Origin of the sequence: Leclercia sp. 29361 (assembly GCF_011290365.1) — a bacterium.
In the GTDB taxonomy this organism is placed as follows: Bacteria; Pseudomonadota; Gammaproteobacteria; order Enterobacterales; family Enterobacteriaceae; genus Enterobacter; species Enterobacter tamurae.
On sequence record NZ_CP049786.1, the window covers coordinates 4,022,238 to 4,044,373 of the forward strand.

Annotated in this window: 21 protein-coding genes and 1 other RNA gene; 5 read left to right on the top strand and 17 right to left on the bottom strand. The window is 57.4% G+C overall.

What is annotated here, in order from left to right; all coding sequences use genetic code 11:
• Nucleotides 1-5: 5 nt before the first annotated feature.
• Nucleotides 6-584 carry a YecA family protein gene (locus tag G7090_RS19190; RefSeq protein ID WP_146145529.1) on the bottom strand — a complete coding sequence of 193 codons (579 nt, stop codon included), beginning with the start codon at nt 582-584 and terminating at the stop codon, nt 6-8.
• 167 nt (nt 585-751) lie between these two features.
• On the opposite strand from G7090_RS19190, the gene zapA reads away from it, so the two are divergent.
• From zapA to G7090_RS19205, 3 genes are all read left to right on the top strand, one after another.
• Nucleotides 752-1,081, top strand: a complete 330-nt coding sequence (gene zapA, locus G7090_RS19195; RefSeq protein WP_032613890.1) for a cell division protein ZapA — start codon at nt 752-754, stop codon at nt 1,079-1,081.
• Nucleotides 1,082-1,122: 41 nt separating this feature from the next.
• Nucleotides 1,123-1,306: non-coding RNA, 6S RNA (ssrS, locus tag G7090_RS19200), on the top strand.
• A 25-nt stretch (nt 1,307-1,331) separates the two neighbouring features.
• Entirely contained in the window at nt 1,332-1,931 is a 600-nt protein-coding gene (locus G7090_RS19205; protein ID WP_166183901.1) for a 5-formyltetrahydrofolate cyclo-ligase, read from the top strand.
• A 91-nt stretch (nt 1,932-2,022) separates the two neighbouring features.
• Here G7090_RS19205 and serA read toward each other — a convergent pair whose 3' ends face one another.
• Nucleotides 2,023-3,255, bottom strand: coding sequence for a phosphoglycerate dehydrogenase (serA, locus tag G7090_RS19210; protein WP_166183903.1), 1,233 nt, complete (start codon nt 3,253-3,255; stop codon nt 2,023-2,025).
• Nucleotides 3,256-3,522: 267 nt separating this feature from the next.
• On the bottom strand, nt 3,523-4,182 hold the full coding sequence (gene rpiA / locus G7090_RS19215; RefSeq protein WP_166185451.1) for a ribose-5-phosphate isomerase RpiA: 660 nt from the start codon (nt 4,180-4,182) through the stop codon (nt 3,523-3,525).
• 150 nt (nt 4,183-4,332) lie between these two features.
• Here rpiA and argP point away from each other — a divergent pair, with 150 nt between their 5' ends.
• Nucleotides 4,333-5,226: a DNA-binding transcriptional regulator ArgP gene (gene argP / locus G7090_RS19220; RefSeq protein ID WP_106994367.1), complete on the top strand. Its 894-nt coding sequence runs from the start codon at nt 4,333-4,335 to the stop codon at nt 5,224-5,226.
• A 59-nt stretch (nt 5,227-5,285) separates the two neighbouring features.
• On the opposite strand, the gene G7090_RS19225 is transcribed toward argP, so the two are convergent.
• The 7 genes from G7090_RS19225 to tkt all read right to left on the bottom strand — a co-directional run bounded on the left by G7090_RS19225 (nt 5,286) and on the right by tkt (nt 13,762).
• Nucleotides 5,286-6,068 carry an oxidative stress defense protein gene (locus tag G7090_RS19225; protein ID WP_166183905.1) on the bottom strand — a complete coding sequence of 261 codons (783 nt, stop codon included), beginning with the start codon at nt 6,066-6,068 and terminating at the stop codon, nt 5,286-5,288.
• A gap of 92 nt (nt 6,069-6,160) precedes the next feature.
• Complete coding sequence (gene argO / locus G7090_RS19230) at nt 6,161-6,796, bottom strand: arginine exporter ArgO (RefSeq protein WP_166183907.1); 636 nt, start codon at nt 6,794-6,796, stop codon at nt 6,161-6,163.
• Nucleotides 6,797-6,937: 141 nt separating this feature from the next.
• Complete coding sequence (locus tag G7090_RS19235) at nt 6,938-7,795, bottom strand: small-conductance mechanosensitive channel MscS (RefSeq protein WP_106994365.1); 858 nt, start codon at nt 7,793-7,795, stop codon at nt 6,938-6,940.
• 187 nt (nt 7,796-7,982) lie between these two features.
• Nucleotides 7,983-9,062: a class II fructose-bisphosphate aldolase gene (fbaA, locus tag G7090_RS19240; RefSeq protein WP_166183909.1), complete on the bottom strand. Its 1,080-nt coding sequence runs from the start codon at nt 9,060-9,062 to the stop codon at nt 7,983-7,985.
• 89 nt (nt 9,063-9,151) lie between these two features.
• Nucleotides 9,152-10,315: a phosphoglycerate kinase gene (gene pgk / locus G7090_RS19245; protein ID WP_106994363.1), complete on the bottom strand. Its 1,164-nt coding sequence runs from the start codon at nt 10,313-10,315 to the stop codon at nt 9,152-9,154.
• Between the two features lie 49 nt (nt 10,316-10,364).
• Nucleotides 10,365-11,384 carry an erythrose-4-phosphate dehydrogenase gene (gene epd, locus G7090_RS19250; RefSeq protein ID WP_106994362.1) on the bottom strand — a complete coding sequence of 340 codons (1,020 nt, stop codon included), beginning with the start codon at nt 11,382-11,384 and terminating at the stop codon, nt 10,365-10,367.
• Nucleotides 11,385-11,770: 386 nt separating this feature from the next.
• Nucleotides 11,771-13,762, bottom strand: a complete 1,992-nt coding sequence (tkt, locus tag G7090_RS19255) for a transketolase (RefSeq protein WP_106994361.1) — start codon at nt 13,760-13,762, stop codon at nt 11,771-11,773.
• A gap of 279 nt (nt 13,763-14,041) precedes the next feature.
• On the opposite strand from tkt, the gene G7090_RS19260 reads away from it, so the two are divergent.
• A complete protein-coding gene (locus tag G7090_RS19260) occupies nt 14,042-14,800 on the top strand; it encodes a M48 family metallopeptidase (RefSeq protein ID WP_106994360.1) in 759 nt (252 codons plus the stop codon).
• A gap of 43 nt (nt 14,801-14,843) precedes the next feature.
• Here the strand turns inward: G7090_RS19260 and G7090_RS19265 are convergent, their stop codons facing one another.
• Genes G7090_RS19265 through G7090_RS19295 form a run of 7 tightly spaced genes read right to left on the bottom strand, consistent with a single transcriptional unit; the run spans nt 14,844 to nt 22,111 of the window.
• Nucleotides 14,844-16,484 (bottom strand): thiamine pyrophosphate-binding protein, encoded by a 1,641-nt coding sequence (locus tag G7090_RS19265; RefSeq protein ID WP_166183912.1) that lies wholly within the window; start codon nt 16,482-16,484, stop codon nt 14,844-14,846.
• A gap of 13 nt (nt 16,485-16,497) precedes the next feature.
• Nucleotides 16,498-17,967 (bottom strand): aldehyde dehydrogenase, encoded by a 1,470-nt coding sequence (locus G7090_RS19270; protein WP_166185454.1) that lies wholly within the window; start codon nt 17,965-17,967, stop codon nt 16,498-16,500.
• A 9-nt stretch (nt 17,968-17,976) separates the two neighbouring features.
• Nucleotides 17,977-18,747 (bottom strand): aspartate dehydrogenase, encoded by a 771-nt coding sequence (locus G7090_RS19275; protein ID WP_166183914.1) that lies wholly within the window; start codon nt 18,745-18,747, stop codon nt 17,977-17,979.
• 9 nt (nt 18,748-18,756) lie between these two features.
• A complete protein-coding gene (locus G7090_RS19280; protein ID WP_166183916.1) occupies nt 18,757-19,551 on the bottom strand; it encodes an SDR family oxidoreductase in 795 nt (264 codons plus the stop codon).
• A complete protein-coding gene (locus tag G7090_RS19285; RefSeq protein WP_166183918.1) occupies nt 19,535-20,305 on the bottom strand; it encodes an alpha/beta fold hydrolase in 771 nt (256 codons plus the stop codon). Before G7090_RS19285 ends, G7090_RS19280 begins: the two co-directional genes overlap by 17 nt.
• Before the next feature lie 8 nt (nt 20,306-20,313).
• On the bottom strand, nt 20,314-20,844 hold the full coding sequence (locus tag G7090_RS19290; protein ID WP_166183920.1) for a cupin domain-containing protein: 531 nt from the start codon (nt 20,842-20,844) through the stop codon (nt 20,314-20,316).
• 10 nt (nt 20,845-20,854) lie between these two features.
• A complete protein-coding gene (locus G7090_RS19295) occupies nt 20,855-22,111 on the bottom strand; it encodes an MFS transporter (RefSeq protein WP_166183922.1) in 1,257 nt (418 codons plus the stop codon).
• Nucleotides 22,112-22,136: the final 25 nt, after the last annotated feature.

A 22,136-nucleotide genomic window follows, 5' to 3' on the forward strand; every position in this document is an offset into this window, starting at 1 on the left:
CGTTATTAGTGTAAGGTTGGTTTGCGCACTTCCGGCGCGGTCGGTTTTACGCGCGTAAAGGTGTCGTGGCAAAGCAGCGACGCCACACGCACGTACTCGATGATCTCTTCCAGCGACATCTCCAGCTCTTCCTGATCCTCGTCTTCATCGTAGCCCAGCTGAGCGATGTTACGCAGATCGTCGATCGCTTCTCCGGCCTCGCCCGTCACTTTTTCCAGCTTAGGCTGCGTCACACCCAACCCTAGCAGGTAGTGATTGACCCAACCGGCCAGCGCATCGGCGCGATCGAACACGCTGACGTCGTCGCCATCAGGCAGATAAAGCTGAAAAAGGAAGCCGTCGTCTTCCAGCGCATCGCTGGTTGCGCCATGCATGCTGCGCAACGCCTGGGCGAGGTCGTGCCCAAACGCCAGACCCTCGTTCGTCAGGTCGTGAACCAGCGGCAGCCAAGAGCTGTCGTTGTTTCCACCACACAGCATCCCGCTGATCAGACCGTGCATTTCAGCCGGGGTTAAACCCACTCCCTGCTGGTTCAGTAACTGGCTGACATCGTTGTAACCAGGCATTTCGTTCTGCATAGACATGCTCATTCGTCATCAAAGGGAGGAATATTCATGATATGCTACCACTTTGGACCCTGGTGAACCAGAATAGGGCTTGTTTCTACACGCCAGGGTAGCTATAGTGTCGCCCCTTCGCAGCCCCCGGTAGCGGAAGTGAAGGCAGCGCAGTCAAACAGCAGGAAGGTGGCATGTCTGCACAACCCGTCGATATCCAAATTTTTGGCCGTTCGCTGCGAGTGAATTGTCCGCCTGAACAAAGGGATGCTTTGAATCAGGCTGCGGATGATTTGAATCAGCGGTTGCAAGATTTAAAAGAACGCACTAGAGTCACAAATACTGAGCAGCTGGTCTTCATCGCCGCGTTGAACATCAGTTATGAACTGGCTCAGGAAAAAGCGAAGACCCGCGATTACGCGGCGAGCATGGAACAACGCATTAAAATGCTCCAGCAGACCATTGAACAGGCATTGCTTGATCAGGGTCGAATTACAGACAGACCGGGGCAAAACTTTGAATAACACTTCGTGGTCTACTATGGTAGAGTGACCGTGAAGGAAAAATTTCTCTGAGATGTTCGCATGCGGGCCAGTCCCCTGAGCCGATATTTCATACCACAAGAATGTGGCGCTCCATGGTTGGTGAGCATGCTCGGTTCGTCCGAGAAGCCTTAAAACTATGACGACACATTCACCTTGAACCAAGGGTTCAAGGGTTACAGCCTGCGGCGGCATCTCGGAGATTCCCTCACCTTTCTACCCAGCGACTACCATGACGCAACTTCCTGAAGTCCCTGCCTCTCGTCAACACATTCGTCAGTTTATCCGTCAGCAACGCAGAGCCTTATCGTCTGAACAACAAGCCCATTTCGCGCAACAAGGCGCGGCACGCATGATGGCTTATCCACCCGTTGTGATGGCGCATACTGTCGCCCTGTTTCTCTCCTTTGATGGCGAACTCGATACCCAACCGCTGATCGATGAGCTCTGGCGCACCGGGAAAAAGGTCTATCTGCCGGTATTGCACCCGTTCAGCCCGGGGAACTTGCTGTTTCTGCACTACCATCCTCACAGCGAGCTGGTGGTGAATCGTCTGAAAATCACCGAACCTAAGCTGGACGTGCGCGACGTGCTGCCGCTGGATCAGCTGGACGTACTGGTGACGCCGTTGGTGGCATTTGATGAGAGCGGACAGCGTTTGGGTATGGGCGGAGGTTTTTACGATCGCACTCTGCAAAACTGGCAGCAGCACGGCTTACAGCCCGTAGGCTATGCCCATGATTGTCAGCGCGTGGACGCGTTACCGGTTGAGAAATGGGATATTCCGCTGCCTGCGGTGGTGACGCCGTCGAAGATTTGGCAGTGGAGGTAAAAGCAAAACGGTAACGCCAGTTACCGTTTTTAGTGTTTGCGCCCTCTCCCTGTGGGAGAGGGGCGGGGTGAGGGCATCAGACCGCACTAACCTAGTACAGCAGACGCGCGCGAATCGTGCCTGGAATAGCCTTCATCCCCTGCAGCGCTTTCTCTGCAACGTCTTCATCCGCTTCGATATCAATAACCACATAACCCATCTGGGCGTTAGTTTGCAGATACTGTGCGGCGATGTTCACGTCCTGCTCAGCGAAGATCTGGTTAATGGCCGTCAGCACGCCTGGACGGTTTTCGTGGATGTGCAGCAGACGACGTCCACCGTGCAGCGGCAGAGAGACTTCAGGGAAGTTGACCGCCGACAGGGTTGAGCCGTTGTCAGAGTATTTGCTCAGCTTACCGGCCACTTCGAGACCAATGTTTTCCTGCGCTTCCTGAGTAGAGCCCCCGATGTGCGGAGTCAGGATCACGTTGTCGAACTCACACAGCGGCGAGGTGAACGGATCGCTGTTGGTCGCCGGTTCGGTCGGGAAGACATCGATGGCAGCACCCGCCAGATGTTTGCTTTTCAGGGCTTCGCACAGCGCCGGGATATCCACTACCGTACCGCGCGCGGCGTTGATCAGCAGCGAGCCCGGCTTCATCAGCGCCAGCTCTTCTGCACCCATCATGTTTTTGGTGGAGGCGTTTTCCGGCACGTGCAGGCTCACGACATCGCTCATGTTGAGCAGGTCGGAGAGATGCTGAACCTGAGTGGCATTCCCCAGCGGCAGCTTGTTTTCGATGTCGTAGAAGAAGACGTGCATCCCCAGCGATTCCGCCAGAATGCCCAGCTGCGTGCCGATGTGGCCGTAGCCGATAATGCCCAGCTTTTTACCACGCGCTTCAAAAGAGCCGGATGCCAGTTTATTCCAGATCCCGCGGTGGGCCTTGGCATTAGCTTCAGGGATGCCACGCAGCAGCAGCAGAAGTTCACCGATCACCAGCTCCGCCACGGAACGGGTATTGGAGAATGGCGCGTTGAATACCGGGATACCGCGCTTCGCAGCAGCATTGAGATCGACCTGGTTGGTGCCGATACAGAAGCAGCCAATCGCAACCAGTTTTTCTGCTGCGGCAATAACGTCTTCAGTCAGGTGGGTACGGGATCGCAGGCCAATGAAGTGGGCGTCACGGATCGACTCTTTCAGCTGTTCGGTATCCAGCGCGCCTTTGTGAAATTCGATGTTGGTGTAACCTGCCGCACGAAGGTTATCCAGTGCTTTCTGATGCACCCCTTCGACCAGCAGAAATTTAATCTTGTCTTTCTCCAGTGATACCTTTGCCATTTCCCCGACCCTGTCTGATTGTCTGAACTGTTGTTGTGCTGGATTGAAATCCGCTCCAGCCAACATATCAAAAAAAACTATTGCAGCAATATGAACGTTTGCGTCGGGACTCTGAAGAAATGTCATACAGCGCCAATTGGCAGTGAAATATGCTGTGGAGGAATACGAAAGCGGCAGGATCGTCAGGAGAGAATTAGAAATGTGACACAAGTCACCGAATATCGCTGTTGCAAAAAAAGTTAGCGGGGGGAGGCTCCCCCCGTCAGATCATTTCACGATGGTTTTGACGCCATCGGCGGTGCCGATCAGCGCGACATCCGCGCCACGATTGGCGAATAACCCTACGGTTACCACGCCTGGCAGACCATTGATGGCATTCTCCAGCGCCACGGCGTCGAGGATCTCCAGACCGTGAACATCCAGAATCACGTTCCCGTTATCCGTCACCACGCCCTGACGGTATTCCGGGCGGCCACCCAGTTTCACCAGCTCGCGGGCAACCGCGCTGCGCGCCATCGGGATCACTTCAACCGGCAGCGGGAAGTTGCCGAGGATATCGACCTGCTTGGAGGCATCGGCGATACAGATAAACTTGTCCGCCACGGAGGCGATGATTTTCTCGCGCGTCAGCGCCGCGCCACCGCCCTTGATCATCTGCATATGGCCGTTGATCTCATCCGCGCCGTCGACGTAGATCCCCAGACGGTCAACGTCGTTGAGATCGAAAACGGTGATCCCCAGGCTTTTCAGCTTTTCCGTGGAGGCATCGGAGCTGGAAACCGCGCCCTCGATCTGGCCTTTCATGGTGCCCAGCGCATCAATAAAGTGTGCTGCCGTTGACCCTGTGCCCACGCCGACAATGGTACCCGGCTGTACATACTGGAGAGCGGCCCATCCTACTGCTTTTTTCAGTTCATCCTGCGTCATGATCTCGTGCCCGTGGTGATTTTGCGTGACGCGCATTATAGAGCATTCGCCTGCGCCATGTGATCTGCGAGGTCACCAATTTCGTCTGTATCAAACATAAAATTATGTCATAGTGCGAAGTATTGAATTTTTTGGGAGTCAGCCAGAGCAATGAAACGTCCGGACTACAGAACATTACAGGCGCTTGATGCCGTTATTCGTGAACGCGGATTCGAACGCGCAGCACAAAAGCTGTGCATTACCCAATCCGCTGTTTCACAACGAATCAAACAGCTTGAGAACATGTTCGGGCAGCCGCTGCTGGTTCGTACCGTGCCGCCGCGTCCAACCGAACAGGGGCAAAAGCTGCTGGCACTGCTGCGTCAGGTTGAGCTGCTGGAAGATGAGTGGCTGGGCGATGAACAGACCGGCTCCACGCCGCTGCTGCTCTCGCTGGCGGTCAACGCCGACAGTCTGGCAACCTGGCTCCTCCCTGCCCTCGCCCCGGTGCTGGCCGATTCGCCTATTCGCCTGAATCTGCAGGTTGAAGACGAAACCCGTACCCAGGAGCGTCTGCGCCGCGGTGAAGTAGTGGGTGCAGTCAGTATCCAGCCTCAGGCGCTGCCAAGCTGCCTGGTGGATCAGCTGGGGGCGCTGGATTATCTGTTCGTTGGCTCAAAAGCCTTTGCCGAGCGTTACTTCCCGAATGGCGTTACCCGCGCGGCGCTGCTGAAAGCACCTGCCGTGGCCTTTGACCATCTTGATGACATGCATCAGGCATTTTTACAGCAGAACTTCGACCTGCCGCCGGGCAGCGTACCCTGCCATATCGTGAACTCCTCCGAAGCCTTCGTGCAGCTGGCACGTCAGGGCACCACCTGCTGCATGATCCCGCATCTGCAGATCGAGAAAGAGCTGAACAGCGGCGAGCTGATCGACCTGACACCAGGCTTACACCAGCGCCGTATGCTCTACTGGCACCGCTTTGCCCCGGAAAGCCGGATGATGCGCAACGTCACCGACGCGCTGCTGGCCCATGGACATAAAGTCCTGCGTCAGGACTAATAAAAAGGCCGGGTCGCATTAACGCTGACCCGGCCTTTTTTCTGTGCTGAATACCAGACTTACGGTGCTTTAGTCGCCGTATCCTGCTGCTGATTCTGCTGAACCGGCTGAGTCTGCTGGTTCTGCTGCTGACCCTGCGCTGGCTCCAGTTGGAACACCACGTCAACCTGATCGTCAAACTGAATGGTTGGCTGTTCGTAGGTATCCTGCGCAGAGACTGGCGCCGCTTCCGCTTTCATCATGCGTACCATCGGGCTCGGCTGATAGTTAGAGACGTGGTAACGGACGCTGTAAACCGGGCCCAGCTTGCTGTTAAAGCCAGAAGCCAGCTGCTGCGCCTGACGCACGGCATCATCAATCGCCGCTTTACGCGCTTCGTCTTTATACTTCTCTGGTTGCGCAACACCCAGGGAGACAGAACGGATTTCGTTCAGACCCGCTTTCAGCGCGCCATCCAGCAGGGAGTTGAGCTTATCAAGCTGACGTACCGTGACTTCCACGGTACGCACCGCGCGGTAACCTTTCAGGATGCTTTTGCCATCCTTATAGTCATAATCCGGCTGAGTACGCAGGTTGGCAGAATTGATATCTTTTTTAGCGACGCCGTTCTGCTCCAGGAAAGAGAGATATTGCGCAACGCGATCGTCTGCCTGTTTCTTGGCGGTAGCGGCATCTTTTGCCGCCACGTTCACTTCGATGGCTAAGGTTGCAATATCCGGGGCCGCATCAACGCTGGCGGTACCGGAGGTCACAATGTGCGGGCTGTCAGGCAGTTCACTGGCCTGAACGGATGCTGCGCCAAAACCCATTAATGCCGCCAGGGCGATTACATTCAACTTCACTTTTATTCCTCCATGTTGCGAAGAGTGCCCATGTAACAGGGCGCATGCCAGCAAGCTTAGCGGCTGCTGGTCGAATGTCCATAAGACAACGCTTAGTAGAATAGTTCCCGAATATGATGAATCCCCTCTTTCGCCAGCTGGAAAGCGATAACCCACATCACCACACCGACCAGGCCGTTGATAATGCGCTGGGCTTTGGCGGTGCGCAGACGGGGAGCCAGCCAGGCGGCAAGCAGCGCCAGCCCAAAGAACCACAGGAAAGAGGCGCTGACGGTACCCAGTGCAAACCAGCGTCTCGGCTCGGCATCAAGCTGACCGCCCAGGCTACCCAGCACCACGAAGGTATCCAGATAAACATGCGGGTTGAGCCAGGTGACCGCCAGCATGGTGACGATAATTTTCCAGCGCCCCTGCTTCATCACTTCGGCGCTGGCCAGCTCAATATTGCTGCCCATCGCCGTTTTCAGGGCGCCAAAGCCATACCACAGCAGAAACGCGACGCCGCCCCAGGTGACCAGCGCCAGCAGCCAGGGGGACTGCATCAGCAGCGCGCTACCGCCAAAAATACCGGCGCAGATCAGGAGCATATCGCTCACCGCGCAGAGCAACGCAATCATCAGATGATACTGACGACGAATACCCTGATTCATGACGAACGCATTTTGCGGGCCGAGAGGCAGGATCATCGCTGCGCCAATCATAAGCCCTTGAATGTAAAAAGATAACATGAAAATTAATCTCAGGAAGCTGTCTTAAGGGCAGACTATACTGCGGGAGGATAATAAGAGGAAATGGATAATATTAATTGGCAATAAGCAGAACTAATTAAACCCGACACGCATTGCGCATGCCGGGTTACCTGGAAAACGTTATTCCGCCGGCTCTTTCACACGCTTGAAGTTCACGTCCATCTGCGGGTACGGGAAGCTGATACCGTTGGCGTCAAAGTCGCGTTTCACGCGTTCCAGCACATCCCAGTAAACGCTCTGCAGATCGCCGCTGTGGCTCCAGATGCGCACCACAAAGTTGATAGATGAAGCACCCAGCTCGTTCAGGCGAACGGTCATCTCACGATCTTTCAGAATGCGGTCATCCGACTCGATAATGTTAGTCAGGAGCTGCTTAACCTTGTCGATATCCGAGTCGTACGCCACGCCAATGATGAACTCATTGCGACGGACCGGTTCACGAGAGAAGTTAATGATGTTGTTGGCGATGATTTTCCCGTTCGGGATCACGACCATCCGGCCATCCGCGCTGCGCAGGGTGGTAGAGAAGATCTGCACCTGCAGCACGGTACCGGCCACGCCGCCGAGATCAACATATTCGCCAGAGCGGAACGGACGGAAGGTCACCAGCAGTACCCCGGCCGCCAGGTTCGACAGCGAGCCCTGCAAGGCCAGACCAATTGCCAGACCGGCGGCACCCAGCACGGCGATAACCGATGCCGTTTGCACCCCGACACGGCCCAGAGCCGCAATCAGCGTAAACGCGATAACGCCGTAGCGCACCAGTGCGGAGAGGAAATCTGCCACCGTGGCATCAATATGACGCGCCCGCATCACGCGGTTAACCGCATTAGAGATGATGCGCGCCACGATCATACCGATGATGATAATGGCGATGGCCGCCACAATGTTTACGGCGTAACTCAACAGCAATGCCTGGTTACGCACCAGCCAGGAGCCCGCGTTATTGATGCTATCTACAACACCGAGATCTTCCATTCAATATTCCTTATCTAAGCAAACCATAGAAATGCATCCCCCATCGAGGCAGGCAAGTTAGTTAAGGGTAAACAAAAGCGAGGGCTTTTGCCAAACAGATCACATAAATAGTGCCCGTAGCCAGTTGAAAAAGCATAAAAAAAGCCCGCGATTACCGCGGGCTTTCTGAGGCTATCAGCAGTGCAAATTACAGAACGTCAACCGCGTTCAGCTCTTTGAATGCCTGCTCCAGACGCGTCACCATAGAGGCCTGGGCTGAACGCAGCCATACGCGTGGATCGTAGTATTTCTTGTTCGGCTGGTCTTCGCCTTTCGGGTTGCCCAGCTGGCCCTGCAGATAAGCTTCGTTGGTTTTGTAGTACTGCAGGATACCGTCCCAGGTTGCCCATTGGGTGTCGGTATCGATGTTCATTTTGATAACACCGTAGCTTACGGAGTCTTTGATTTCCTGAGCAGAAGAACCGGAACCGCCGTGGAAGACGAAGTTCAGGCTGTTGTGCGGCAGGTTGTGTTTCTTGGAAACGTATTCCTGAGAATCACGCAGAATCGTCGGGGTCAGAACCACGTTGCCTGGCTTGTACACGCCGTGTACGTTACCGAAGGAGGCAGCGATGGTGAAGCGTGGGCTGATTTTGCTCAGCTCGGTATACGCGTAATCAACGTCTTCTGGCTGAGTGTACAGGGCAGAAGCGTCCATGTGGCTGTTGTCCACACCATCTTCTTCGCCACCGGTGCAACCCAGTTCGATTTCCAGAGTCATGTCCATTTTGGCCATGCGCGCCAGGTATTTGGAGCAGATCTCGATGTTCTCTTCCAGAGACTCTTCAGACAGGTCGATCATGTGAGAAGAGAACAGTGGCTTACCGGTTGCTGCGAAGTGTTTTTCGCCCGCGTCCAGCAGACCGTCGATCCACGGCAGCAGTTTCTTCGCGCAGTGGTCAGTGTGCAGGATAACCGGAACACCGTAGTGCTCAGCCATCTGGTGTACGTGATGTGCGCCAGAGATTGCGCCCAGGATTGCCGCGCCCTGAGGAACGTCAGTTTTCACGCCTTTACCTGCGATAAACGCAGCACCGCCGTTAGAGAACTGAACGATTACCGGAGCTTTAACTTTTGCTGCGGCTTCCAGTACGGCGTTAATAGAGTCGGTACCGACGCAGTTAACCGCTGGCAGAGCAAAGTTGTTTTCTTTTGCTACCTGGAACACCTTCTGAACGTCATCACCAGTGATCACGCCAGGTTTTACGAAATCAAAAATTTTAGACATGTTGCGAGTCCTGTATCTTCGGCCTTGGAAAGGGGCGAGCTCTTAAAAGCACGCTGAAAATTGGGCAGGTTTCCCTGCCCTAAAATGGCTTACTTCTTAGCGCGCTCTTCGAGCATGGCTACTGCTGGCAGAACTTTGCCTTCCACGAATTCGAGGAATGCGCCGCCGCCAGTGGAGATGTAGGAGATCTTGTCGGAAATACCGAACAGATCGATTGCTGCCAGAGTATCACCGCCGCCAGCAATGGAGAATGCGTCGCTGTCTGCAATCGCGTTAGCCACGATTTCAGTACCTTTACGGAAGTTCGGGAATTCGAACACGCCAACCGGGCCGTTCCACAGAATGGTTTTCGCATTCTTCAGGATCTCAGCCAGTTTTTCTGCAGAGGCATCGCCCAGGTCCAGAATCTGCTCTTCATTTTTGATGTCAGAGACAGACTTCAGCTCAGCGGTAGCGGTTTCAGAGAACTCGGTCGCTACGCGAACGTCAGTTGGAACTGGGATGTCACAGGTGGTCAGCAGGCGTTTTGCTTCGTCAACCAGGTCTGCTTCGTACAGGGATTTACCCACGTTGTGGCCCTGAGCAGCAACGAAGGTGTTGGCGATGCCGCCACCGACGATCAGCTGGTCAGCGATTTTGGACAGAGAGTCCAGAACGGTCAGTTTGGTAGAGACTTTAGAACCGCCAACGATAGCAACCATTGGACGCGCTGGCTCTTTCAGAGCTTTGCCCAGTGCTTCCAGTTCGTCTGCCAGCAGTGGACCTGCACAGGCGACGTCAGCGAATTTACCGATACCGTGAGTAGAAGCCTGCGCACGGTGAGCAGTACCGAAAGCATCCATTACGAACACGTCGCACAGGGCTGCGTATTTTTTGGACAGGGTTTCGTCGTCTTTCTTCTCGCCTTTGTTAAAGCGAACGTTTTCCAGAACAACCAGTTCACCTTCAGCAACTTCAACGCCGTCCAGGTAGTCTTTAACCAGACGTACCGGGCTGGACAGTTTGTCTTTCAGGTAATTAACAACCGGCAGCAGAGAGAATTCTTCGTTGTACTCGCCTTCGGTCGGACGACCCAGGTGGGAGGTGACCATCACTTTTGCACCCTGCTTCAGTGCCAGTTCGATGGTTGGCAGAGAGGCACGGATACGTGCGTCGCTGGTGACTTTCCCATCTTTAACCGGTACGTTCAGATCCGCACGGATGAAAACGCGTTTACCTGCCAGATCCAGATCGGTCATCTTAATTACAGACATGGTGAATCCTCTCGTTGATTCTTAAAGTTTTGCAGACGCAATACGCGCCTTACCTGAAACCTTGTGCGGCCATGGCTAACGTGGTGTCGAGCATCCTGTTAGCAAAGCCCCATTCATTATCACACCAGACCAGCGTTTTGATCAGATGCGCCCCACTCACGCGCGTTTGGGTGCCATCAACAATGGCGCTGTGCGGATCGTGGTTAAAATCTACTGAGACCAACGGTAATTCCGTATAGTCAACTATACCATGAAATGCTTGCTGTGCCGCTTTTTGCAGCAACAGGTTGACCTCACAGGCTTTTACCGGTTTCTTCACGGTCACGCTGAGGTCGATCGCCGTCACGTTGATGGTAGGAACACGCACGGCGATAGCTTCAAAACGGTCTTCAAACTGGGGGAAAATTCGGGTGATACCGGCCGCCAGTTTGGTATCCACCGGGATAATCGACTGACTCGCCGCGCGAGTGCGTCGCAGGTCCGGGTGGTATGCGTCAATGACCTGCTGATCGTGCATGGCGGAGTGAATCGTGGTCACGGTGCCCGATTCAATGCCATAGGCATCGTCCAGCAGTTTGATGACCGGAATAATACAGTTGGTGGTGCAGGAGGCATTGGAGACGATGCGGTGTTCCGCTTGCAGCTCATGATGGTTAACGCCATAAACCACCGTGGCATCGAGATCGTTACTGCCGGGATGTGAGAAGAGCACTTTCTTCGCGCCAGCCGCCAGATGGGCTTCGCCATGTTCGCGATTGCCGTAGACGCCGGTACAGTCGAGCACCACATCCACGCCCAGCTCACGCCAGGGTAAGGCGTCGATCGTCTGCTCATGCAGCACACGAATCACGTCATCACCGACGAACAGCTGCTCTCTCTCCTGACGAACGTCCCAGGCGAAGCGCCCATGGCTGGTGTCATATTTCAATAAATGCGCCATGCCTGCGGCATCGGCCAGTTCATTGATGGCCACCACGGTCATTTCCGCCCGGCGCCCGGATTCATATAAAGCACGAACCACGTTACGTCCGATGCGACCGAAACCATTAATCGCTACGCGTACGGTCATAAGTCTCCTGCAAAGCTTTCCCTGATTCGAGGTGGCTGACAGAGTAATCCAGCAACGCTCTGAGGGGAATCCTCGCCTGTCACAAACTCCAACTGATTGGTCATTTGTCGAACGTTTAATCGACTGAAACGCTTCAGCCAGAATAAGCGAAACGTGGAATAAAGGGAATGAGCCCTCGGACCAATAAGCCAGCTATATGACTTGCGTCACATTTTTAATGGAATAATTCACAGCGCAGTTACATGCAGGAGGAATAGTAGATACAAAAAAGCCGGGTGGCGAGGTAAAAGCAAAACGGTAACCCAGGGGTTACCGTTTTTGGTATTTGCACCCTCTCCCGTGGGAGAGGGTTGGGGTGAGGGCATAAGCCCGCACCGTACCAGCAATTACAGCAGTTCTTTCGCTTTTGCGACCACGTTCTCAACGGTGAAGCCAAACTCTTCGAACAGCTGCTCAGCCGGAGCAGACTCACCGAAGGTGGTCATGCCGACGATTGCGCCGTTCAGGCCCACGTATTTGAACCAGTAGTCAGCGATACCCGCTTCCACAGCCACACGAGCGGAGACCGCTTTCGGCAGCACGGATTCACGGTACGCCGCGTCCTGCTTGTCAAAGGCATCGGTAGACGGCATGGAAACCACGCGCGCTTTCACGCCTTCGCCTGCCAGTTGATCCCAGGCCGCAACCGCCAGTTCAACTTCAGAACCGGTCGCGATGAAAATCACCTGTGGCTGACCGTCGCAATCTTTCAGCACGTAACCGCCGCGGGCGATGTTCGCCAGCTGCGCTTCGGTACGATCCTGCTGAGCCAGGTTCTGACGGGAGAGGATCAGTGCGGTCGGGCCATCCTGACGCTCAACGCCATATTTCCACGCTACCGCGGATTCAACCTGGTCACATGGACGCCATGTGGACATGTTTGGGGTCACACGCAGAGAAGCAACCTGCTCAACCGGCTGGTGAGTCGGGCCATCTTCGCCCAGACCGATGGAGTCGTGTGTGTAAACCATCACCTGACGCTGTTTCATCAGTGCAGCCATACGCACCGCGTTACGGGCATATTCCACGAACATCAGGAAGGTGGAGGTGTACGGCAGGAAACCACCGTGCAGGGAGATACCGTTGGCAATCGCGGTCATACCGAATTCACGTACACCGTAATGGATGTAGTTACCGGCAGCATCTTCGTTGATCGCTTTAGAACCAGACCAGATGGTCAGGTTAGAAGGTGCCAGGTCAGCGGAGCCGCCGAGGAACTCTGGCAGCCACGGGCCGAAGGCTTCGATGGCATTCTGGGACGCTTTACGGCTGGCGATTTTGGACGGGTTCGCCTGCAGTTTAGCGATGAACTCGTTCGCTTTGGCGTCGAAGTCAGCCGGCATGTCACCTTTCATACGACGGGTGTATTCAGCCGCTTCCTGTGGGAAGGCTTTAGCGTAGGCAGCAAATTTCTCGTTCCATGCTGCTTCTTTTGCCTGACCGGCTTCTTTGGCATCCCACTGCGCGTAGATCTCAGATGGGATCTCAAACGCGGCGTGTTTCCAGCCCAGCTGTTCACGGGTCAGGGCGATCTCTGCATCACCCAGCGGTGCACCATGAGAGTCGTGGGTGCCGGCTTTGTTCGGGGAACCGAAACCGATGATGGTTTTGCACATCAGCAGGGACGGCTTGTCGGTTACAGCGCGTGCTTCTTCTACTGCACGTTTGATCGCGTCAGCATCGTGACCGTCAACACCACGTACCACGTGCCAGCCGTAGGCTTCGAAACGTGCTGCGGTATCGTCGGTGAACCAGCCTTCAACGTGACCATCAATGGAGATGCCGTTGTCGTCATAGAACGCAACCAGTTTGCCCAGCTTCAGGGTACCGGCCAGGGAGCATACCTCGTGAGAGATACCTTCCATCATGCAGCCGTCGCCGAGGAACGCATAGGTGAAGTGGTCAACAATGTCGTGACCCGGACGGTTGAACTGCGCCGCCAGCGTCTTCTCAGCAATTGCCATGCCCACGGCGTTAGCAATGCCCTGACCCAGCGGACCGGTAGTGGTTTCAACACCTGCGGTGTAGCCCACTTCCGGGTGACCCGGGGTTTTAGAGTGCAGCTGACGGAAGTTTTTCAGCTCTTCGATTGGCAGCGCATAGCCGGTGAGGTGCAGCAGGCTGTAGATCAGCATGGAGCCATGGCCGTTGGACAGTACGAAACGGTCGCGGTCAGCCCAGGCCGGGTTCTGCGGGTTGTGGTTCAGGAAATCACGCCACAGGACTTCGGCAATGTCAGCCATACCCATCGGGGCACCCGGGTGACCGGATTTAGCTTTTTGTACAGCATCCATGCTCAGCGCACGAATAGCATTGGCAAGCTCTTTACGTGAGGACATTTTGACTCCAGATCGGATGTTGAAGGCCATACCCGTTTCGGCTTGACGACAGCGCGTTTTGGGCTACGCCAGAAAAAAGTGCCAACAATGTAACCCAAGCGACAAAGCATGTACATGGACCATTCTTTTGCCGGTTAAGAAATCTCTGGAACAGGCTCGCACGTTGCGCAATCTTCTCGCCCGCCTTCGTTTATATTCTTTATACTCAGGGTACTCCGGCCTCGCTGCCGTGATGTAATTTCAGAATTTATCGTGTTTAACGAGTGCGGAAGCAACCTAATGAAAATGCGTGCAATAGTGCTGGCTCTGGGAACAACGCTCCTGCTGAGCGGGTGTCAGAATATGGACTCCGGCGGTCTGATGAGCTCCGGAGCAGAGGCGTTTCAGGCCTACTCCCTGAGCGATGCTCAGGTCAAAACATTAAGCGATGAAGCCTGTAAGGAGATGGACGGTAAGGCTACCATCGCCCCGGCAGGCAGCACTTACGCTCAGCGTCTGGACAAGATTGCTTCTGCGCTTGGTGACAACATTAATGGCCAGCCGGTGAACTATAAGGTTTACATGGCCAAAGACGTCAACGCCTTTGCGATGGCCAACGGCTGTATCCGCGTCTACAGCGGACTGATGGATATGATGACCGACAACGAAGTTGAAGCGGTTATCGGGCATGAAATGGGTCACGTTGCCCTCGGCCACGTGAAGAAAGGCATGCAGGTTGCACTTGGCACCAACGCCGTGCGCGTGGCGGCAGCGTCTGCCGGCGGCATTGTCGGGAGCCTGTCCCAGTCGCAGCTTGGCGATCTCGGTGAAAAACTGGTCAATTCCCAGTTCTCCCAGCGTCAGGAATCTGAAGCGGATGACTACTCTTACGATCTGTTGCGCAAACGCGGCATCAACCCGTCAGGTTTAGCCACCAGCTTCGAAAAACTGGCGCAACAGGAAGCGGGCCGTCAAAGCTCAATGTTTGACGACCACCCTGCTTCTGCGGCACGTGCGCAGCATATTCGCGATCGCATGGCTACAGACGGCATTAAATAATTGCACATATGCCCGGTGCGCAGTGCGTCACCGGGCAAAACACCTAGTACAACGTCTTCTGCGGCGGCCCGGCAAACTTCAGCGCGCCAATCTGCCCCATCCGCACTTCCACCACCGACGGCCCCGGCATCGCCAGCGCTTCCGTCATTACTGCATCAAAATCTTCCGCTCGCTCAACGCTCCACGCCTGCAGGCCAATCGCCTGCGCCAGCAGGGTAAAGTCCGGCGTATGCAGCTCGTTATAATACTGACGCCCGCCGAAATATTTATCCTGAATGCCGCGCATTACTCCGTAACCGCCGTCGTTCATTACCAGCAGCGTCACGTTGGCTTTCTCCTGCGCCAGCGTCGCCAGCTCGCCGAGGTTCAGGCTCAGACCGCCGTCACCCACCAGCCCGACCACTTTACGCTGCGGGTTGGCAATCGCGGTGCCGATCGCCATCGGCAGACCCATACCTATCGCCCCCGCCAGAGAGTGGATGTTCATCAGCGGGCCGTTGGCGCGGAACAGACGGCTACCCCACAGGCTGCCGGAAACGGTGATATCGCGCACCAGCAGGCCATCCTTCGGCAAGGCTTTTTCGATAGCATCGTTAAGCTTCGCATAGGCGCCGCACTGCTCGCGAAGTCCCTGGTCAGCTTGCTCAACCGCCTGCTGTACCTGCGAATCCCACCGGGCGTCACCCCATTCGCGGCCCTGCGTTTTCGCCGCCAGCGCCGTTAACAGCGTCGGGCAATCGGCTATGAGGGTGTTATCCATCAGATAGTTGCGGCTCGCCGCCGCCGGATCGATATCAATCTGCACGCGCGGGTGCGGCAGCTCAAGCGTCCAGGAGCGCGTTTCGTTGCTGCGCAGGCGCGAACCGGCAACCAGCGTAAAATCACACTGGGCGATAAGCGCTTCAACGGACGGCGAGTTATGGAACGCCCGCAGGCTGGCGCGATGGCTGTCCGGCAGCACGCCGCGAGCGTGAGTGCTGGAGATAACGGTCACGCCCGCATCTGCCAGCGTTTTAACGGCATCAGCGCATGACAAGGCACCGCCGCCCAGCCACAGCAGCGGCTGTTTCGCCTGCTTAAGCTGTGCCCACAGCGTATTAACAACGCTGGCATCAAGGGTTGCCCCCGGAGCAGGTTTCACTGGCGCCGTTACCAGCGACAGTGGAATTTTCGCACCCTGAATATCAATTGGGATTTCTACAGAGACCGGTCCACACGGCGGGGTCTGTGCCTCCTGAATCGCTTTATGCAGAATCGCTATCGCCTGGTTGGCATTGCTGATGCGGTACGCCCGTTTTGAACTGGCCTTCAGGAAGGTCAACTGGTCACGGGTTTCGTGGATAAAGCCGGTATCGGCATCCAGCCAGGTTTTCTCTACCTGTCCGGTTAAATGCAGCAGCGGCGTATTCGCATTCATCGCCTCCACCAGCGCGCCAACCGCGTTCCCTGCCCCTGCACCGGTGCTGGTCAGCGCCACGCCGAGACCGGAAAAGCGCCCGTGGGCGTCGGCCATAGTGACGGAGCCTGCTTCGCCGCGCGCTGGCACAAAGCGGATGTTGCCGCGCTGCCCTACCGCATCGGCGATCGGCAGATTGTGAATGGAGATGACGCCGTAGATGGCCTCAACCTGATACTGCTCCAGCGTTCTGGCGATGGCGTCGCCGACGGTTATCATTTCGCTCATTACTCACCCTTTCTTAGTCGCACCAGTGGTTGACGCTGTTACCCGTCGCCAGATAAATGCTCTTTTGCTGCATCCAGGCTTTCAGCCCCTGAATGCCCTTTTCGCGGCCCAGACCGCTCTCTTTAAAGCCCCCGAACGGGGTCGAAATGGCAAAGACCTTGTAGGTATTGATCCACACCGTGCCCACCTCCAGCTGCTCGCTGAGGCGCAGCGCGTGCCCGGTGTCGCGCGTCCAGATCCCTGCAGCCAGACCGTAAACCGAATCGTTCGCCTCGCGGATCAGCGCCGCTTCATCGCGAAACGGCATCGCCACCAGCACCGGGCCGAAGATCTCCTCCTGGCAGGCGCGGGCGCTGTTGCTCAGCCCTTCGATAATGGTTGGCTGGAAGAAACTGCCGTTTGCCAGCGTGGGATCGGCCGGGATCTCCCCGCCGCACAGCACGCGCCCTCCTTCATGCTTCGCCAGCTCGACATACTCCAGCACGCTCTGGCGGTGCTTCTCGTTGATCAGCGGCCCTACGTGAGTGCCGTCGGTAAACGGATGGCCGACGCGCAGACCGCGGGTTAACTCCAGCAGCCGCGCCATCAGCGGGGCGTAAATGCTCTGGTGGATAAACAGCCGTGAACCGGCGATGCACGCCTGCCCAGCTGAGCTGAAAATGCCGTAGCAGATCCCGCGCGCGGCCTGCTCAACGTCCGCATCTTCCAGCACGATGGTCGGAGATTTACCCCCCAGCTCCAGCGACGCCGGGATCAGTTTTTCCGCTGCCACGTGCGCCAGATGGCGTCCGGTGGTGGTACCCCCGGTAAAGGAGATTTTGCGAACCTTAGGGTGTCGTGCCAGCGCATCGCCAATCACCGAGCCTTTGCCCGGCAATACGCTGAGCAGCCCGGCTGGCAGCCCGGCCTGCTCAAAAATGCGCGCCAGCTCCAGCGCCATCAGCGGCGTGGCTTCGGCGGGTTTGAGGATCACCGCGTTACCCGCGGCAATTGCCGGAGCCACCTTCTGCATCTCGCTGGCAATCGGCGAGTTCCACGGCGTGATGGCCGCTACCACTCCGAGGGGCTCATAGCGGCTCAGGGTCAGCAAATCTTGCTGACGCGGGGTCGGGAGTTCCCCTTCCAGCAGCTCGCAGGCAGCAGCGAAATAGCGTGCCGTTCCCGCCGCGCTCATCACCAGGCCACGCGCTTCCGCCAGCGGCTTACCGTTATCGCGGCTCTGCATTTGCGCCAACTCGTCCACGCGGGACTCAATCAGATCCGCGACCTTGTGCAGGATCCTGGCCCTCATATGCGGCAGGCTGTTGCGCCATGCGGGATCGCGCCAGGCGCGCTCTCCGGCCTCAATGGCTTCCTGCAAATCGCCCAGACTTGCCGCGTTCAACACCGCATTTAACGAGCCGTCAGCGGGGAAATGGCTCTGCATGGCATGGCCACCACCGTGTCGCCAGTTGCCGCCAATGAAAATCTTTTGCTCTTCCATCATGGCTCCTCAGCCTTGGGCAAGTTCTCGGCAGGCGCGCACCGCGCTGAGTGCCGCCAGAGTGGAGGTTTTGGGGTTAGAGGCCAGCGGCAGCCCGCTCAGCTCCAGATGGAACTCGCCAAACAGGCCTTCGACGTGCAGCGTGTGGGTATTGCGTTTCGTTGCCGGGTCGACCATCAGCTGTACGCGGGTGTCGTCCATCCCCACACCGCCGAGCGCCACGGTGGCCGCCACGTTGGCATTCGCCGGGAACAGGCGCGCCGCCTCGCGGGCGCTGCCTTCAAAGAATACCTGGGCAACGGACACCGCGTTAAGATCGATAAGCTGCTCGGCATAGCTGCCGCGCCAGCTGGCCGGGCTTTTGCGCGACTGATAGGTCACGCGTTCCAGTCCGCCCTCTTTCGCCGCCGCCAGCCCGTCGATACCGGCAACCGCACCGGAGAGCAGCGTCAGCTTGCCGCCCGCCGCAAGCAGGCGTTGCTCCAGCGCGCTGTCCGCCAGCGCACCGGTGGAGATGACCGCCAGATGCCAGCCGCGACCTAAAATCGCTTCCCCATACTGCGCCACCGCCTGCTGGCTGGCGCACTCCAGCACCAGATCGGGCGTTTCAGCGCACGCCATCGGGGAGGTCAGGACCACCACCGCATCGCCAAACTGCGCGCGAATTGCCGCGTGGTGAGATTCACGCGCCACAATCCAGCCGATAGCCACACCGGCGGGAAGGCGCTCAATCACCGCCTGCGCCATCGCCCCGAAGCCAATTAACATGATCTTTTTCATGATGTGTCCTTACAGATGGCGGCAGAAGCCGCCGGAAACGTCCAGCGCGGCCCCGGTGGTAAAGGAGGCCAGCGGCGAGGCGAGGAACAGCAGCGCCTGCGCGGGCTCCTGCGGTTTGCCGAGTCGCGCCATCGGAATGCCGCGTTTACGGGCGATATCCGCCGTCCATTCCGGCCAGCTCTGGCTTTTATCCGTCCGGTTTTCAAAGCGGCGCTGCCACTGGCCCGATTCCACCATGCCAAGCAGGATGGAATTGACGCGGATGCCTTTCCCTACCAGCTCTTTCGAGAGCGTCAGCGTCATGTTCAGCAGCGCGGCGCGGGCGGCGGAGGTGGCTATCATGTGCTCCTCCGGCTGCAGCGCCAGCAGGGAGTTCACGCAGGTGATGGAGGCGATGTCGGACTGCTCCAGCAGCGGCTGAAACGCCTGCACCGGGTTGATGACCCCGAACAGTTTGAGTTCGGCTTCGTGCAGCCAGGCCTCGCGCGGGGTGTCATTGAAATGGGCCACATAGCCCTGCCCGGCGTTGTTGATCAGCATATCCGCCGCGCCAAAGCGATCGTTCACGGCACGGGCAAACGCCAGCACCTCGTCGGCTTTCAGCACGTCGCAGCGGTAAGCGAAAATCTCCCCGTCCGGGTAGTCGTTTTGCAGCGCGGCGTGGGCGCTGGCGAGACGGTCCGGATCGCGGCCACAGAAGGCCACCTTTGCCCCCTCGCCCAGCAGCAACCGCAGCGTTTCGAAGCCAATACCAGAAGAACCGCCGGTGACGACCGCTACGCGCCCGTTAATTTGTGCATTCATCGCGCACCTCTTCATTAATGCGTAAAAGCTGTTGGTTAAAAAAGGCGTTGTTATCGAGATAGCTGGCGTGCCCGGCCTGCGGGATAGCGATAAACGGTACGCCGTAGCGCAGCGCCAGCCCCTGTACCAGCTCCGGCTGAGTGATCGCGTCCTGCTCGCCGCACCAGACTTCAACGTTGCCTGAGTAGCGCTTCAGCCAGGCATGAATATCGTCGTGCGTCAGCATCCACGCGGCGGCGAGGTAGCCTTCCGGACGCAGCTTGCGCATTCCCGCCGCGACGGTGGCGATATCCTCCGCACGCGCGCCGGGACGCAGTAGTTTCGCGGCGCGGGTCTGGGCGAGGATTTCCCCGCCCAGCGCCATCTGCTGCTCGCGGTTGCGCCAGACCTGCTCGCGCTGCGCCAGTGCGGCCTGGCCGTAGCCTTGCGCAGCATCTGCCAGCACCAGGTGCATTACGCGATCCGGGAACTTCGCGGCAAAGGCGCTGGCCACCAGCGCCCCCAGCGAATGGCCGACCAGCACCGCCTGCCAGACACCCGCGCGGTCAAGCATTGCCGCCAGGGCGTCGGCGTAATCACCGGCGTTTGCCCGCTCAACCGCCAGCATCGGGCTTTCGCCATAGCCGGGCATGTCCCACGCCAGCACGCGAAAGCCGTCCAGCGACATCTGTTTATGCCAGGAGGCTGCACCGGAGCTGATACCGTGCAGCAGCATCAGCGGAATACCGCTGCCCTGTTCGCGAAACCCCGTCATCGTGCCTCCTAGTTCCGCTTCACTTTGGAAAGCGGATGATCGGATGGATAGGTTGGGATTTCCGGCTTGTTGGTACCCAGCATGACGCACATCAGCGCCTCTTCTTCGCCGTGGTTGAACAGCCCGCGGTAGATCCCCGCCGGAACGGAAATCAGGTCACGCTCGCGCAGCACGGTTTCGGTGTAGTTATCGCCGTCCTGAATCATCAGCGTGATCTGCCCTTTGAGCATAAAGAACACCTCTTCCACATCATCATGCAGATGCAGCGGCCCTTCGCATTTCGACGGCAGCACCATGGTGGAGAAGGTAAAATGGTCCGCCTGTACGGTGTTGGTGTCGTTCGCCACGCCCGTGGCGCCGGTGCCGATGTAACGCATCTGGGCGCGGCGATATTTCGGGTCAAAATCGGCCTGAAACTTCAGTGCGTTCCAGTCGTATTTACGGCCTTCGAAGCGCGCAATGCGCGATTCGACCCACTCTTCCATGGTCAGATGGTCAGGTTTAACGCCTGTTTTTGCAGTTACGGTTGAATCAGTCATAACACTCTCCTCAGTAACGTCTCAGCAGCGGCAGTAACAGGAGGCAGCCCACCGCCGCCATCACCGCCAGAAAAATCATTCCGGAATCCATGCTGTGGGTGTAGGCGATTAGCGCACCCATCACCGCCGGCGACAGCGCGCCCGCAAAGTTTCCCAGCCCGTTGAAAATGCCGCCCGCCGTGGCGCTCACCCGTGGATGGGTGGCTTTTGCCAGCAGGGCGAAAATGTTGGGTGCACCGGTGCCCCACATAAAGGTGCTAAAGCTCATCGCCGCGATAACGGTCAGCGGAGTATCGAGGTGCATCACCGCCGCCAGCCCTACCGCTGCACCCGCCATGGAGATAAAGCAGGCCGCCGCACGCTTATCGACCCGGTCCGAGAGCCATGCGCCAATCACCTCCCCCGCCAGCATGGCGATGAACGGCATCGACGACAGCCAGCCCGCATGCTCCAGATGGATGCCTTTGCCCTTAATCAGATACCCCGGCAGCCAGCCGTTGATGCCCCACAGGTACGTGAGAAACGCGATGTTAAAGATGCAGATGATCCAGAAGTGCGGGCTAACAAACAGCTCGCGCCGGGCCGTACGACGTTCATCCTGCGAGGCCTGTGATGTTGTGGGTTTGGCCTCCAGCCGGATGCCGCGCAGACCAATGCGTACAAACAGCAGTACCGGCACGGTGAGCATCGCCATCACAAAGAAGGTGCTCTGCCAGCCGAAGGTGTTCAGCAGCCAGATAGAGAGCGGAAAACCGATCGCCGCCCCCACGGGCGTGCCCAGCAGCCACAGCATGGTGGCGCGCGCCTGCAGATGCTGCGGGAAGTTATGCCGCACGATGGCGAAGGCCAGCGGGAACAGCGGCCCCTCCGCCACGCCGAGCAGAATGCGCAGGACAATCATCAGCGTGTAGTTATGGGTAAAGCCCATCGCCACCATCAGCACACACCACACCACCATCATCCCGGTGAGCAGGCGCAGCGGCACGATTTTGTCCCCCAGCCCGCTGAGAAAGACCGAGGAAAAGCCGTAGCTCAGCAGGAAGGCGCTCATCAGAATGCCGAGCCGCGTGGTATCGAAATCAATCCCCATCGCCTGCTGGAAATGCGTGTCGGAAAACAGCGCTGCAATGCTGATTTTGTCGAAAAACGCCAGCAGCACGCAGGCCAGCAGCGACAGCGGAATGGCCCAGCGCACCGCTTTTTCAGGCGTGCGGGTGCCCTCACCGCCTGCCTCAACGGGCGCGGTGTTGGTCTCTAAAGTGGTCATGTCTCCCCCTACGGGTGCGCGTTTT